This is a genomic window from Herbidospora galbida (genome assembly GCF_005233835.1).
GTDB lineage: Bacteria > Actinomycetota > Actinomycetes > Streptosporangiales > Streptosporangiaceae > Herbidospora > Herbidospora galbida.
The window spans coordinates 45,789-59,755 of the sequence record NZ_SZQA01000013.1; the positions used below are offsets into that span (position 1 = coordinate 45,789).

The 13,967-nt window shown below is 65.7% G+C and carries 11 protein-coding genes and 1 tRNA gene; 10 read left to right on the plus strand and 2 right to left on the minus strand.

Annotation, left to right across the window (positions count from 1 at the left end; genetic code table 11):
* Positions 1–59 precede the first annotated feature (59 nt).
* The 3 genes from FDA94_RS15375 (at position 60) to FDA94_RS15385 (ending at position 2,718) form a co-directional block, all read left to right on the plus strand.
* Positions 60–132 (plus strand) — tRNA-Ala (locus tag FDA94_RS15375).
* Between the two features lie 710 nt (positions 133–842).
* Positions 843–1,064, plus strand: coding sequence for a winged helix-turn-helix domain-containing protein (locus FDA94_RS15380; protein ID WP_137247741.1), 222 nt, complete (start codon positions 843–845; stop codon positions 1,062–1,064).
* 319 nt (positions 1,065–1,383) lie between these two features.
* The gene (locus FDA94_RS15385) at positions 1,384–2,718 is read left to right on the plus strand and encodes a pentapeptide repeat-containing protein (RefSeq protein ID WP_170990949.1); all 1,335 of its coding nucleotides are present in this window, start codon (positions 1,384–1,386) and stop codon (positions 2,716–2,718) included.
* A gap of 1,247 nt (positions 2,719–3,965) precedes the next feature.
* Here the strand turns inward: FDA94_RS15385 and FDA94_RS15390 are convergent.
* Positions 3,966–4,409 carry a hypothetical protein gene (locus FDA94_RS15390; RefSeq protein WP_137247743.1) on the minus strand — a complete coding sequence of 148 codons (444 nt, stop codon included), beginning with the start codon at positions 4,407–4,409 and terminating at the stop codon, positions 3,966–3,968.
* A gap of 296 nt (positions 4,410–4,705) precedes the next feature.
* Here FDA94_RS15390 and FDA94_RS15395 point away from each other — a divergent pair, with 296 nt between their 5' ends.
* The 3 genes from FDA94_RS15395 to FDA94_RS15405 all read left to right on the plus strand — a co-directional run bounded on the left by FDA94_RS15395 (position 4,706) and on the right by FDA94_RS15405 (position 8,917).
* A complete protein-coding gene (locus FDA94_RS15395) occupies positions 4,706–5,197 on the plus strand; it encodes a hypothetical protein (RefSeq protein ID WP_137247744.1) in 492 nt (163 codons plus the stop codon).
* Between the two features lie 472 nt (positions 5,198–5,669).
* Positions 5,670–7,301, plus strand: coding sequence for a ribosomal protection-like ABC-F family protein (gene abc-f, locus FDA94_RS15400; RefSeq protein ID WP_137247745.1), 1,632 nt, complete (start codon positions 5,670–5,672; stop codon positions 7,299–7,301).
* On the plus strand, positions 7,298–8,917 hold the full coding sequence (locus FDA94_RS15405) for an ABC-F family ATP-binding cassette domain-containing protein (protein ID WP_137247746.1): 1,620 nt from the start codon (positions 7,298–7,300) through the stop codon (positions 8,915–8,917). The genes abc-f and FDA94_RS15405 overlap by 4 nt, the downstream gene beginning before the upstream one ends.
* Positions 8,918–9,346: 429 nt before the next feature.
* On the opposite strand, the gene FDA94_RS15410 is transcribed toward FDA94_RS15405, so the two are convergent.
* Entirely contained in the window at positions 9,347–9,568 is a 222-nt protein-coding gene (locus FDA94_RS15410) for a hypothetical protein (RefSeq protein ID WP_137247747.1), read from the minus strand.
* A gap of 497 nt (positions 9,569–10,065) precedes the next feature.
* Here FDA94_RS15410 and FDA94_RS15415 point away from each other — a divergent pair, with 497 nt between their 5' ends.
* From FDA94_RS15415 to FDA94_RS15430, 4 genes are all read left to right on the plus strand, one after another.
* Entirely contained in the window at positions 10,066–11,334 is a 1,269-nt protein-coding gene (locus FDA94_RS15415) for a cellulose binding domain-containing protein (RefSeq protein ID WP_170990950.1), read from the plus strand.
* A gap of 332 nt (positions 11,335–11,666) precedes the next feature.
* The gene (locus FDA94_RS15420; RefSeq protein WP_246059941.1) at positions 11,667–12,662 is read left to right on the plus strand and encodes a ketoacyl-ACP synthase III family protein; all 996 of its coding nucleotides are present in this window, start codon (positions 11,667–11,669) and stop codon (positions 12,660–12,662) included.
* Positions 12,659–12,910 (plus strand): acyl carrier protein, encoded by a 252-nt coding sequence (locus FDA94_RS15425; RefSeq protein ID WP_137247749.1) that lies wholly within the window; start codon positions 12,659–12,661, stop codon positions 12,908–12,910. Before FDA94_RS15420 ends, FDA94_RS15425 begins: the two co-directional genes overlap by 4 nt.
* On the plus strand, positions 12,910–13,953 hold the full coding sequence (locus tag FDA94_RS15430; RefSeq protein ID WP_137247750.1) for a ketoacyl-ACP synthase III family protein: 1,044 nt from the start codon (positions 12,910–12,912) through the stop codon (positions 13,951–13,953). The genes FDA94_RS15425 and FDA94_RS15430 overlap by 1 nt, the downstream gene beginning before the upstream one ends.
* Positions 13,954–13,967: the final 14 nt, after the last annotated feature.

Genomic DNA, 13,967 nt, shown 5'->3' on the forward strand with positions numbered 1-13,967 from the left:
CACCCCTCGTTCCGGAATCCGCTATGCTGGCACAGCACTCACGCACCAACGAGTGCGGCGGGGCTATAGCGCAGCTGGTAGCGCACTTCCATGGCATGGAAGGGGTCTGGGGTTCGAATCCCCATAGCTCCACAGAATCGAAGCAGGTCAGTAGGGGTTTCGGAGAGATCCGGAGCCCCTTTTTCGATCTTCAGGGTCGCGGGGAGCCAAACGGGGAGCCACCTCAGGCGGACTTAGCCTGTGAGCGCTCCTCCAGAGTCGAGCTCCTGAGCAGCTTGAACGGCGTGGTGTTGCTGAGGTTGTGGCCATCTGATCGGAAGCACTAGGCAACGCCGAGACTTACGGGTCTTCGTGCTTCCTCTTACTCGATCTGTACGCCACCCGTAGATGGCGAACTGGCTGTGGTTGGACGTCGCTTCGAGGGCTCGCCACCACGCCCTTCCTTCGGTCCTATGTGACGACGTGATCCCCTATGAAGTCGTAGGCGATTGCGGTGGAACGCTGGTGGTCATGATCACGAGCACATGGGCGTCAAGCGGCGGCCTTTTCACCGCGTCCAGCAGGGTGCGTGCTTGGTCCCGGGTGAGGGCCTTACCTAGGGGACCTGCCGTGCGGTCGAGGCGGGGTTTGTGCGGGGAGATGCAAATGAAATGGGCGCGTCGAATTGACTATCGGGAATGACGATTGGTCACGTATTGGTGTGGTAGTTCGGTTCATCGCAGCAGGGTGCCTGTGATCATGTCTGTTCATCACCCGAACGCATAGATCAACCGCCTGACCGTTGTGCCCCTTTGTTACCTTTTGCCGTGCCGCCGTACGATCCCGACGCACCGGGGCCCGCCATGTATGTCTACGCGCGGGTGGCCGACCACATCGCGGCACGTATCGCGGCCGGCGAACTGGTACCGGGCTCGCGGCTTCCTGGAGAGCGGGACCTTGCCGCAGAGTACGGCGTCGCTCTGGGAACCGCGAGGCGTGTGATTGAGGAACTTCGCGATCGTGGACTAGTCGTTACCTTGCCGGCAAAAGGAACCTACGTCGCGCGCCCGGAAGATGCTGCTTGAGCGGCTGTGGAGTAGCACCGGAGATTTGGCTTTCGAGCAACGGGCTACGGTGAAGAACTGAAAGGTGACGGTTAAAGTTTCCCCGATTGAGGTCGGGCGCAGGTAGGACCCTCTCTTAGGAGACAGTCCGGCGTTCCGCGCGTAATGTCTTGGTATGCCCTCCATGCAAGACTCAGATGGCGACGCAGCCCCGCCGAGTAGGCATATGCCATCACCGCCTTCCACTTCCCCTAGGCGGATCACCAGGAGCTTCCGGAATCTCCGTCGCCCCGCGCGTGCAAGCTTAGAGGCGCCACTACCTCGCCATCGGCGACCGCTTTTGCGGCGTATTCTCGTCATCCTCGCTGTCCCTCCGACCGCGATCCTTCTGTGGTTCTGGGTCTTCTTCGCAAGCGGTTATGGCGGATGGTTTACGGTCTTCGTCGTTTCCGTATGCATGATTTACGTGTATCTAAGCAGAAATGCGCAACCGCGAGTACGTAACGCAATCAGGGTTGCGGTTTTTATTCTTGTTGCGCTGGATGTATTAGCAAGTCGAGAGGGCTATCAAATTGGGACCCTCATCGGCCTAAATGGTCATGGGCCGAAATCGGCCGTGGTAGCCGGCGTAGCAGTGTTTGCCCTAGCGATTGCTGTGGGGCGCGGCATTTATATCCGCTGGCAGCGCTCGGCGATGATCCCTATTACGGCACCCACGCCTAGAGAGTTGGAGGTGACGCTGACGCCCAAAGAGCGCGTTGAACTTCTGACGAGCCAGCGCCAGACAGCACTGGGGGCCATCACTTCGTTAGGTGTCGCTTTGAGCGTCCTATTCACTGCTGGCGGCCTTATCTACTCCGGGCTGACTTGGGAGACCAGTAAAGAGACGCAGATTACCGATCGGTATACCAAGGCTGTAGAACAGCTAAGCTCGGAGATTGTCGAGGTGCGCCTAGGCGGTCTCTATGCACTTAACCGTATCGCCATCGATTCCGAAAAAGATACGTCGACAATTCAAAACGTCATGGCTGCTTTTGTGCGTAATCGGGACTTCTGTAAGCAGAAGATTGGCGATGACCCGTGCGCTCCACTCAACTTAAAGGGCCGTTTGGCAGCAGGCATCGAACGAATTTCTGTTCCCGCAGATGTGCGAGCCGCTTTAGAGCTCGCCTGCTCCTTGCAGCCTCCTGCCCTTGAGGATAATGTATATTACGTGCCGATAAACCTTGCCGGCGTCCGCTTTCGTGAAGCAGATCTGTTGGACGCGTCTCTGCGGGGAGCCGACTTTACGCGAGCGGACCTGGCGAGTGCGGACCTGGGGAATGCGGATTTAACGAGCGCGGACATGAGCGAGGCCAACCTGACGAACACGAATCTGAATAACGCATTTCTAACGAACGCGATCCTGTTTGAGGCGGACCTTGCGAGTGCAGATCTGACTAATGCGCACCTTACGGACGCGATCCTTACGGATGCGGACCTTGCGGATGCCGTTCTTATGGGTGCGGACCTGGCTGGCGCGTATCTAGCAGGTGCGGATCTGAAAGGCGCGAACCTGAAGGATGCGGATCTGAAAGGTGTGAATCTGGAGGGCGCGGACCTTCGCAATCTTAAGGGCTTAACGGTGGATCAGATCAAAAAGGTCGCGGTCACCGATGCTGATACCATTTTCTAATCGCAATGCAGGGCTATTCGGACTTCATGATGCGTGGCGTAAATCTTTGAGTTTGGTTGTCGGGCGATGCCTGTTGCTCATCAATGCGGCAGTTATACCGAATATGCGCCTTCGCATCCGGGTCCAGCGCTATTTGTGATCGAATCAGCAGCGAATTTAAGATCTTGTAAGCGCCCTACCCTTCAGAGATGCCACACGTACTCTCCTGGTGGCATCTGGCTATGGCGCTGGGGAGGCTGCCGCGCATCTCTAGAGTTGTTTACGCTGGCCGCGTGAATCTCGCTCGCATCGCAGAAGCAGACTGATAGAGCATGTCATCTGGTCAGCGCTCGTCAACGCCAAGCCCGGCTTGGCGAGCGCGGGAACTCGACGAGTATCGACCTCGCCTCCGGGGAGTCACGGGAGCTAATTCGGGGAGCCAACTCCTTATGACTTTCGCTGACTCACCGCGACTCAATCAGAGCGTCGATACAGGTGAGAGGCAACCCGCCCGACTCGCCGCGACCCAGATCGACTCCCTGGCTTCGATGGCATGGAAGGGGTCTGGGGTTCGAATCCCCATAGCTCCACTGGCGAAATGGATGGCCCGTGGTTGACGCCCCTTCGGGGCGGCTGCCACGGGCCATTTCGCCATTCTGCACACGGGGGGACGACCCCCCGAACCCCCCGATACGAGAGGGCTGTCGCCCCCTCGTGCTCCCCCTGGCCGCTTACGCGTCCTGGCGTCGCTGCGCTCCGGGGGTCGCTTTCGCTCCCTGGCGAAGGGCTTCGCCCCTCGCGCTCCCTGATACGGCCTCGCTTCGCTCGGATTGAGCTCGCTTCGCTCGAACCCCCCGTTTAAAAGGCCGGAATAGAATCGGAAGTACAGCCTTCTGCGTCAGCTCGTCGGGACCTCTATGAACGTCATGAAGCGACTCGGCATCCCCAAGTCCCCATCGCCCGACTGACACCCCACTACAGGCCCTACGCCTCGTAGCTCGTCGTATCTGTCGGGCTGCCCTGAGACGTCCACCCGCCGACCCTTCTCAAACACTCACTTAGTTGGCAGTATCGGGCACCTTCTAGCCCTGCCAGTGAGTACGAGAGGCGGAGGATCGAGGTTTCGCTCATCAGGATGTGGTTCTCTAGGCGCCGATCCGTTGTGCGAGCTCGGGCGTGTGCGGGCGCTGCATGGCGGTATTGCTCGTGCTTGCATCCCTATAGACATTATCGATCGGAGCAACATCGTCTACCCGGGATGCATCGACTCATGGTTCGGAAAAATATCGTTTTTCGGAGAAGCCCGCCGTTTGCAGGACGCCATCATCATCGAACTTTAAGTGAACGCCCGAGCGGCAGACTCGCAACCATTTCTCGCCGGGCACGTAGGGCTCAATCCATTCAACGTCTTCGTTCATGTTTTGCAGGTAGGCGATGATTTCCGGCAGTTTCGGCGCAGGGAATGCCTCGCCTGAACCGATCGGCGGCGGCAAGATCAGATCTCCTCTGGGCTCGACCATGATAAGCCACAGCACATTCGCTTCAGAGAATCCCAGTTCCACGTCCCCGAACGCATAGATTGAGGGTGTCCCGGTGGTCACCCCGTCCGCGGGCCCCATTCGCCGGAGAACGTCGTCCAGCGACATCCCCAAGGCGACGAAACCGAGTCTGCCGGTCAGGGCGAATTCCCATAGCTTGATCATCTCGCTCATTGAACTGTTCCATTGACGTCGGGGCGGAAGTGGGCCTGGCCTTGAGGGTTCGCTCACCCTCTCCCGGCATGCGCTAATTCTCCGACGATGGCTCTCGGGGAGATCTTCGGCTCTGTCGCTGCGCGACGGCCACGGCACAGACGAGTGCCTTGCCGTATCTCTCGGTTTTTCTTGGCGTATGTTTATCGGCGGCTCCCTGTAAGCTTCCAGGTTTCCATCACGTCAGCTTGCCCGCAAACTGTGGTTGTTTCCTCCGGGCGTGAACTAAGAAAGGTTTGTCGGCTGATATGGGAAGCATGAAGACGCGAAGGCTTGCGCTGTCCTTGGCCACGGTCGTCGTCAGTGTGGCCACTCTCGGGCTGCTGCCGGGTCAGGCGCAGGCCGGCACGGCCGACTGTGACGCCACCTTCCGGCCTGACCTCTACAAGCAGGTCTACTCCTTCACCGCATCCGGGCGCACCGTCAAGCTCATGAACGGGGGCGGCCTGAACTTCAGTTACGCCAATGTCGACGGCGGTCAGTCGGGGGACCTCGTCTGGATCGACCGCAGCAGGAACGGGATCCCCAACTCGATGCCGAAGTATCCGAGCACGGCGGAGGTCGAGAGCCAGGGCGGATGGAAGCAGTGTGGGCCGTTCAAAATCGAGTGGTGGACGACCGACGGGCGGATCACCGACCTCGTCATGAACTGGAACACGACCCAGCAGCGCCATTACGCCACGCGGGTCTGCATCAGGCCGAACGGCGGAAGCGTCAGCTGCGGTAGCTGGTACGTGGACCGGACCTAGTCGCCGGAACTCCGGACGTCTGTGAGAAGACGTGAGTAATGGATGACCCGTGGTTGTCGCCCTTTCAGGGCGCCTGCCACGGGCCATTCTCGTTTGGGGACACTCGGGCACCTCGCGCTCCCTGACCAGGCTCCGCTGGGTCCTTGGCGCAGGCTCCGACTTCCTTGATCGCTCGGGATGCCCGTGTTGACGGTGCCTCGGGTCTTTGGCACACTCTTCGCGGTTCGTCCTGAATCGCCCCTTGGGTGACAGGGCTGGTGCTCTCGACGTGTCTCTTCCGAGAGCCGGACCGCTGCGTGATCGGAAACCAGGAGACCAGACATGGTGGTAGACGACGACATCTCCGGCTGAGACCGGACCCGATAGGCCGCAGGCAGGCGCGCGACAAGTGCTGCCGCCGTGGCCATCTCGTCGTTCCCCTGTTTCCTGCCGGGCGGCCTTTGCGCGCCCGCGTCACGCTTGAGGTTTTCGCATGTCCGACGCGTTCGTCGTCTGTTCGAATCTGTCCTTCTCCTGGCCCGACGACACCCCGGTGTTCCAGGATCTCTCCTTCTCCGTCCCGGCGGGCCGGACCGGTCTGGTGGCGCCCAACGGCGCCGGGAAGAGCACGCTGCTCCGGCTGATCGCCGGGGAGCTCCGGCCGGCGGCCGGGTCGGTCACCGTCGGGGGAGTGCTGGGGTATCTGCCTCAGACGTTGCCCCTGGCCGGGGAGCTGACCGTCGCGGAGGTGCTCGGGATCGCTCCGGTGATCAGGGCTCTGGACGCCATCGAGTCCGGAGACGCGAGCGAGGAGCACTTCACCACGATCGGCAACGACTGGGACGTCGAGGAGCGGACGCGTGCCCAGCTCGACCGGCTGGGGCTCGGTGACGTCTCCTTCGACCGGGCGCTGCACACCTTCAGCGGCGGTCAGGTCGTCTCGCTCGGGCTGGCGGCGCAGCTGCTCAGGCGGCCCGACGTGCTGCTGCTCGACGAACCGACCAACAATCTCGACCTGGACGCCCGGCGCAAGCTCTACGAGGTGCTCGAAGGCTGGCACGGCTGTCTGCTGCTGGTCAGTCACGACCGGGCGCTGCTCGACCGCATGGATCGCATCGCCGAACTCCACCAGGGCGACGTCCAGTTCCACGGCGGGAACTTCACCGCGTACGAGGAGGCCGTGCGGGCCGCGCGGGAGGTCGCCGAGAAGAACGTCCGGAACGCCGAGCAGGAGGTCAAGCGCGAGAAGCGGGAGTTGCAGCAGGCCCGTGAGCGGGCCGAGCGCCGGGCGGGGAACGCCTCGCGCAACCTCAAGAACGCGGGGCTGCCGAAGATCTTCGCCGGCACGATGAAGCGGAACGCCCAGGAGTCGGCGGGGAAGGCCCACGAGACGCACACCGCGCGGGTGACCCAGGCCAAGGCGCGGCTGGACGAGGCGGGCCGGGCGCTGCGCGACGAGCAGAAGATCGCGCTGGAGCTGCCGGGGACCAACGTGCCGGCCGGGCGGACGGTGTTCCACGGGACGAACCTGCAGGTCCACTACGGCGGGCGGGCCCTGTTCGCCGGTGAGGGCGCCGACCTGACGATCCGGGGGCCCGAGCGGATCGCCCTGACCGGGCCCAACGGGGCCGGCAAGTCGAGCCTCCTGCGGTTGATCAACGGCGAACTCGAGGGACGCGAGACCGGGCGGGTCGCCTATCTCTCCCAGCGGCTCGACCTGCTGGACCTCGGCCGGACCGTGGCGGAGAACCTGGCGGCGTTCGCGCCCGGGATGCCGCAGGCGCAGCGGATGAACCTGCTCGCCCGCTTCCTGTTCCGGGGGGCGCGCATCCATCTCCCGGTCGGGGCGCTGTCGGGTGGTGAGCGGCTGCGGGCCACCCTCGCCTGCGTCCTGTACGCCGAACCCGCGCCCCAGCTGCTTCTGCTGGACGAACCGACCAACAACCTCGACCTGGTCAGCGTCGCCCAGCTGGAGAGCGCGCTCACCGCCTACGAAGGGGCGTTCGTGGTGGTCAGCCACGACGAGCGGTTCCTCACCGAGATCGGGGTGGACCGCTGGCTGCGGCTCTCCGAGGGCCGCCTGGAGACCGGGGCGGCTCCGGACCTCGGGACGTCCGCGCCGTGACTCCTCTGCTCGCCCATGACCTCGTCCGTACGCTCGGCGGCCGGCGGGTGCTCGACGGCGTCTCCCTCACCGCGGCCCCCGGTCACCGGATCGGGCTGATCGGGGAGAACGGGGCCGGGAAGTCCACCCTGCTGCGGCTGCTCGCCGGGGTGGACGAGCCCGACTCCGGCACCGTCGTCCGGCCCGCCGACCTCGGCTTCCTGCACCAGCGGATGCCGTTCGACGCCTCGTCCACCATCGCCGACGTGCTCGACGACGCCCTGCGCGAGGCCCGCGACGACCTCGCCGAACTCGACCGGCTCGCCCAGGCGCTCGCCGACGTACCGCCGGACTCTCCCGGCTACGTCGACCTGCTCGGCCGGTACGGCGAGCGGCTCGACCACGCCCAGGACCACGAGGCCTGGGACGCCGACCGGCGGGCCGAGATCGTTGTGGCCGGGCTCGGCCTCGGGGGCGTGCGGGCCGACCGCGCGCTCGGGTCCCTGTCCGGCGGGCAGCGGGGCCGGCTCGCCCTGGCCGCGCTGCTGGTGCGGCGGCCCTCGGCGCTGCTGCTCGACGAGCCCACCAACCATCTCGACGACGCGGCGACCGCCTTCCTGGAGGAGCAGTTGCGCGGCCTGCCCGGAGTCGTCATGGTGGCCAGCCACGACCGGGCCTTCCTCGACGCCGTCTGCACCGACCTGATCGACCTCGATCCTGCGGTGGGCGGGCCCGTGCGGTACGGCGGGAACTACAGCGCCTACCAGGCCGAGAAGCGCGCGGAGCGGCAGCGCTGGGAGCGGCGGTTCGCCGAGGAGCAGGAGGAACTCGCCGAACTGCGCCGCGCCGCCGCCGTCACGGCGCACCAGGTCGCGCCGGGCCGGATGAAGCGCGACAACGAGAAGATGGGCTACGGCCACACCAGCGGACGGGTGCAGAACCAGATCTCCCGGCGAGTGCGCAGCGCCGCCCGGCGACTGGAGGACCTGGAGCGCGACCAGGTCCCCAAGCCGCCCGAACCCCTCCGCTTCCACGCCACCGCACTCGCCGCCGCATCCGGCGAGTCCGCCGAGTCCGCCGACGGGATCCTCATGTCGCTACGCGACGTCCGTGTGCCCGGCCGGCTCACGCTCGACAGTCTCGACGTCTCAGCCACTGCGCGGCTGCTGGTCACCGGGGCCAATGGTGCGGGGAAGTCGACGCTGCTCGCGGTGCTGGCCGGGCGGCTGGAGGCCGTCGGCGTGGTGCGGCGGCGAAATGGGCTGAGGGTCGGGTTGCTGGCTCAGGACACCGAGTTCGACCAGCCCGATCGCACCGTACGGGAGACCTATGAGCTGGCGCTCGGGGCCGAGCGGGCCGAGGCGGTTCCGCTCGGCTCGCTCGGTCTGCTCGGCCCGCGTGACCTCGGCCGGAGGGTCGGGGAGCTGTCGGTCGGCCAGGGTAGGCGGCTCGCGCTGGCGCTGCTCGTCGCCGATCCGCCCGAGCTGTTGCTGCTCGACGAGCCCACCAACCACCTCTCTCCCCGGCTCTGCGACGAGCTGGAGGAGGCTCTGAGCACGGGGCCGGGCGCGATCGTGATCGCCAGTCACGACCGGTGGCTGCGCTCCCGCTGGCCGGGTCGCGAGATCCGGTTGTGAAGTCGTGGCGGGTCCAGGCCGACTTGCCGTGGGAGGGGGCGGGCACGAACACCCAGTCGGCGGTGGCGACCACGTCGCGGTGCGGCGACTCGATCGAGGTGGCCGAGCACCGGCGCTGCCGGCCCGCGTGGTCGAGGAAGAACACCTTGCCGACCGTCTTGGGTAGGTGACCGTGCCGGCGGGACGATGGGAACGGTCCTGGTGAACGCGGGCCGGAGGTTATCGGGCCCGAAGGCCGGGGCCCTGCGCAGCGCCGCGGCGGGGCCGGAGATCAGCAGGGCGAGGCAGAGGACGACGCCACCGGCGAATGTCGGGGATGACCCTTCGGAACGCGCGAAAAGAACGCCACGCAACCCAGGGATCACGGTGCACGGATGTCGTCCGTCCGGAGGGGGACCCGACACCGCCGCTACTGGTCGTCGTGAGGGGTCACGCGTAGAGGAAGTAGTAGCGGTAGCGGCCCTCCCACACGCATGAGTAGTCGTTCCACCAGCCCTGGGCGACGCCGTGGGCGCCGATCCGCTCGCACTCGGCCGACGTCCTGAAGACGCCGGAGAGCCGCGCGTCGGCCTGGGCGGGGGTGGCGCCGATCATCACGGAGGCTCCGAGAACCACGACGGCCGAGACGAGAACTGCGCGTGCCTTTCGCATTCGTCCTCCTGGGAACGTGGAGATCATGACGGCGGACATTATCACTCACCGCGCGTTAGGAAAATTGTCACGCCTGCATCCGGGCGTAACCGGCCGTGAAACTTTCATCGATCGGCGCGTTGAAGTGGCGTTTGTTCGCGCGCATTCACCGACGGTGAAAGCGAAATTACTTTCCGGGGGCTGTCCCCTTCCGTACACGGCGGCCTTGAAGGGCCTCGCAGGTGCGTATCCGACGGCCCGTGCAGGGCATGCATCTTCTGTACTTCTTAGCGCCGTGTCGATGTGGGTTGTCCGGTTTATGCCACTCTGAAAAACGGGTTAAGAAACTTTTGACCATCGTGACTTATGTGTCATATCGTCTCCCCGCCCATATCGATGGAAGCCGCGACTCTCGTGCAGGACGTCGCTGCCGGGGGAGCGGCGATCATCCGACCGACCGGAGTCGCACTATGCAAGTTCGAATACATATGGCCGCGGTCGTCGGCATGGTGATGACCATGCTGGCCACACTCGGCGTGTCGGTGGCCCTCGCGCCGCCGGCTCACGCGCAGGTGATCTCCGACATCGCCTACGCGCCCGCACAGCCGGCCGGTAGCAGGGGGCACCTGCTGGACATCTACCTCCCGTCGACCGGGATGACGCCCCGGCCGCTGCTGATCTGGCACAGCGGCTCGGCGTGGACGAGCGACGACAGCAAGCCCTTGGGGGCCGAGATCGCGGCCGTCTTCAACCCGCTGGGCTTCGCGGTGGCCGTCGTCAACGTCCGGTCGAGCGCGCAGGCGATCTTCCCGGCGCAGGTGCACGACATCAAGGCGGCCATCCGCTATCTGCGCGCCAACGCCGCCACCTACCAGCTCGACACCAACCGCTTCGCGATGGCGGGCGACTCGTCGGGCGCCTGGCTGACGCAGATGGCCGTCTTCTCGGGCGGCGTGACCGCGCTGGAGGGAACCGTCGGCACGACCGGCGTCTCCAGCGCCGTGCACGTGGGCCTCGCCTTCTACAGTCCGACCGACTTCCTGCAGATGAACTCGCAGAACCTGCCGACCGGAGGGCTCGACCACAACTCGCCCGCCTCGCCGGAGTCGCTGCTGGTGGGCTGCCCGATCCAGACCTGCCCGGCCGCGGTGGCCGCGGCCAACCCGATGACGTACGTCGACTCCGGCGACCCGCCGCTGCTGTTCCTGCACGGCCAGGCCGACTTCCTGGTGCCGCACGGGCAGAGCGTCCTGCTCTTCAACCGGATCAAGGCGCAGTGCGGCAACGCCACCTTCGTCTCGGTACCGGCGGCCGACCACATGATGGTCCAGATCATGGACCCCGCGCAGTACGGCAACGAGACCGTCAAGACCACCGCCAACTGCGGCGAGACCGTCAGCACCGGCACGCTGAACCCCAGCTGGGCCAACTTCGTCACCTGGGTGCGCAGCGGACTCAAGCTGGGCAACGCCTGTGAGGTCACCTATTCCACCGGCACCTGGACCGGCGCCTTCAACGGCGGCGTGGTCGTCAAGAACACCGGCACCACCCCCGTCCAGAACTGGAACGTCTCCTGGACGTGGTCGGGCAACCAGGCGATCACGAGCGCCTGGAACGCCACGGTGACCCAGACCGGCGCCCAGGTCACCGCGAAGGACGCCGGTCACAACTCCTTCATCGGCGCGGGCTCCAGCCAGAGTTTCGGCTTCTCGGCCACCGCCTCCGGGACGAACGCCATTCCGGCCCAGTTCAAGATGAACAACATCGTCTGCACCCGAGTGCCCTAGACGACCCCTGCCGGGCCCGACCCGAAAGGCGACGGCCCGGCGCCCCTTTGGTTTTCGGAAAAACCACGTTGTGAAGTCGGGGACCCATTTCCGAAACTCAACACGTACTGTTGGGTTTAGTTAACGGAATGTCGCGTACCAGAAACATTGATTTATCCGACGGTGCGCCCCTAGTGTTGCCCGTGGCGGCCCGCCGGCCCATTTTCCGCCGTTTTCGTGGAACGGCCGAGGTGCTTGATATCCCGGGCCCGCGATCATTCGGACGCTTCCTTTCATGAGTTAGGGGACGTGTGCGTACACCCAACATGTTCGTCAGGAGTCTCGGCGTATACGTGCCGGAAAGCGTGAGCGTCGAGCACGCGGTACGCGAAGGCTGGTATCCGGCCGAGGATGCCGAGAAGTTCCGGCAGATCGGCGCGGCGGTGGCCGGCGACATGCCCGCGCCCGAGATGGCGCGGCTCGCGGTCCTGGACGCCTACGAGCGCTACGGCCAGTCGTCCCCGAAGGATCTCGACCTGCTGCTCTACCCGTCGGTGTGGCACCAGGGCCCGAACGGCTGGCAGCCCCAGCACTACCTGCAGAAGCACCTCCTCGGCGGCCCCGTGCCGGCGTTCGAGATCCGCAGCGGCTGCGTCGGGATGATCAGCTCGCTCGAACTCGCGGCCAGCTACCTGATGGCCCTGCCGGAACGCGAGACGGCGATGGTCGTCTCCTCCGACAACCACGGCACCCCGCTGGTGGACCGCTGGCGGATGACCCCCGGCGCGCTGATCGGCGACGCCGCCGCCGCGCTGCTCCTCGGCAAGGAGCGAGGCATGGCCCAGCTCCTGTCGGTGAACGCGACGGTGATCCCCGAAGCCGACGCCGTCAACGACGGCGCCTACCCGCTCTTCCCCCCGGACGCCACCGTGGGCGTCGGGCTGAGCTTCGGCGACCGGCACGAGGAGTTCCGCCAGCGGCTGCTCAAGAAGCAGGGGACCGGCATCCACCTGACCATCCAGAAGACGATGATGCAGCAGGTCGAGCAGACCCTCGACGAGGCCGGCATCGGACTGTCCGACATCACGAAGGTGGCGCTGCCGCACGGCCGCCGCGAGGACCTCGACGGCCAGATGTCCTGGCTCGGCATCGACGAGGACCAGACGACCTGGGACTACGGCAGGCGCGTCGGCCACTGCGGCGCGGTCGACCAGTTCATCGCCTTCGAGCACCTGCTCGCGACCGGCGGTCTCGTGCCCGGCGACCATCTGCTCATGGTCGGCTTCGGCTCCGGGACGTCGTGCGCCGCCGCGGTGTTCAAGGTCATCGAGGAAGGACCGCGCGCATGACCGAGCTCACCCGCAAACTGGTCGACTTCATCCAGGAGAACCTCGTCCAGGAGGGCGACGACATCGTCGTCGACGAGACCACCCCGCTGCTCACGTCGGGCCTGCTCGACTCCCTGCGCACGGCCCGGCTGCTGAACTTCCTGCGCAAGGACGTCGGCGTCCGGATCCCCGCCGCCAAGCTCGACTCCGAGAACTTCCAGGACGTCGTGACCATCGCGGCGATGGTCAGAGAGCTCGAAACCGTCTGATGCGCTACGCGGACACGTACATCGGCGGAGTGGGCGCCTTCGTCCCGCGGACCGTCGTCAGCGTCGAGAAGGCCGTGGCCAAGGGCTGGTACCCGGCCGAAGAGGCCGAGCTGCACAACCTGGCCGGGGCGGTGGTCGCGGGTGACGTACCGGCGCCGGAAATGGCGTTGCACGCGGCGCGGAGCGCGCTGAAGCGCAGCGGGCGCGCGCCCGCCGACCTCGACCTCCTCCTGTACGCCTCCACCTGGCATCAGGGACCCGACGGCTGGCCGCCCCACTCCTACCTGCAGCGTCAGCTCGTCGGCGGAGACGTGCTGGCCACCGAGATCCGGCAGGGCTGCAACGGGATGTTCCTCGCCCTGGAACTCGCGGCCGGTCACCTGGCCGCCGTCCCGGACCGGCGGGCCGCCCTGCTGGTCGCCGCCGACAACTACGGCACCCCGCTGATGGACCGCTGGCGGATGGGCCCCGGGTACGTCGGCGGCGACGCCGCCAGCGCGCTCGTGCTGACGAAGGAGACGGGGTTCGCCCGGCTGACGTCGGTCTGCACGACGACGGTGACCGAGGCCGAGGAGCTGCACCGGGGCAGCGAGCCGCTGTTCCCGCCGGGCGTCACGGTCGGCCGCAAGATGAGCTTCGCGGCCAGGAACGAGCAGTTCCGCCAGCAGGTCATGTCCAAGGGCGAGGCCACCGCGGCGCTGTTCAAGATCCAGCGGGCGCTGATGGAGGTCGTCGAGCGGGCCCTGGACGAGAGCGGGATCAAGCCCGCCGACCTCACCCGGGTGGCGTTCATGAACTACTCCGAAGAGATCGTCGAACAGCGCTGCATGACCATGCTCGACCTGCCCATGTCCCGCTCGACCTGGGACTACGGCCGCACCATCGGCCACTGCGGGGCCAGCGACCAGGTCCTCTCCCTCGACCACCTGCTGCTGACCGGCCAGCTGGGTCCGGGCGACCACATGCTGATGCTCGGGACCGGGCCGGGAGTGACCGTCTCCAGCGCCGTGATCAAGATCGTTGACAATCCTCCGTGGGTCTGAACCGAAGGGAACCA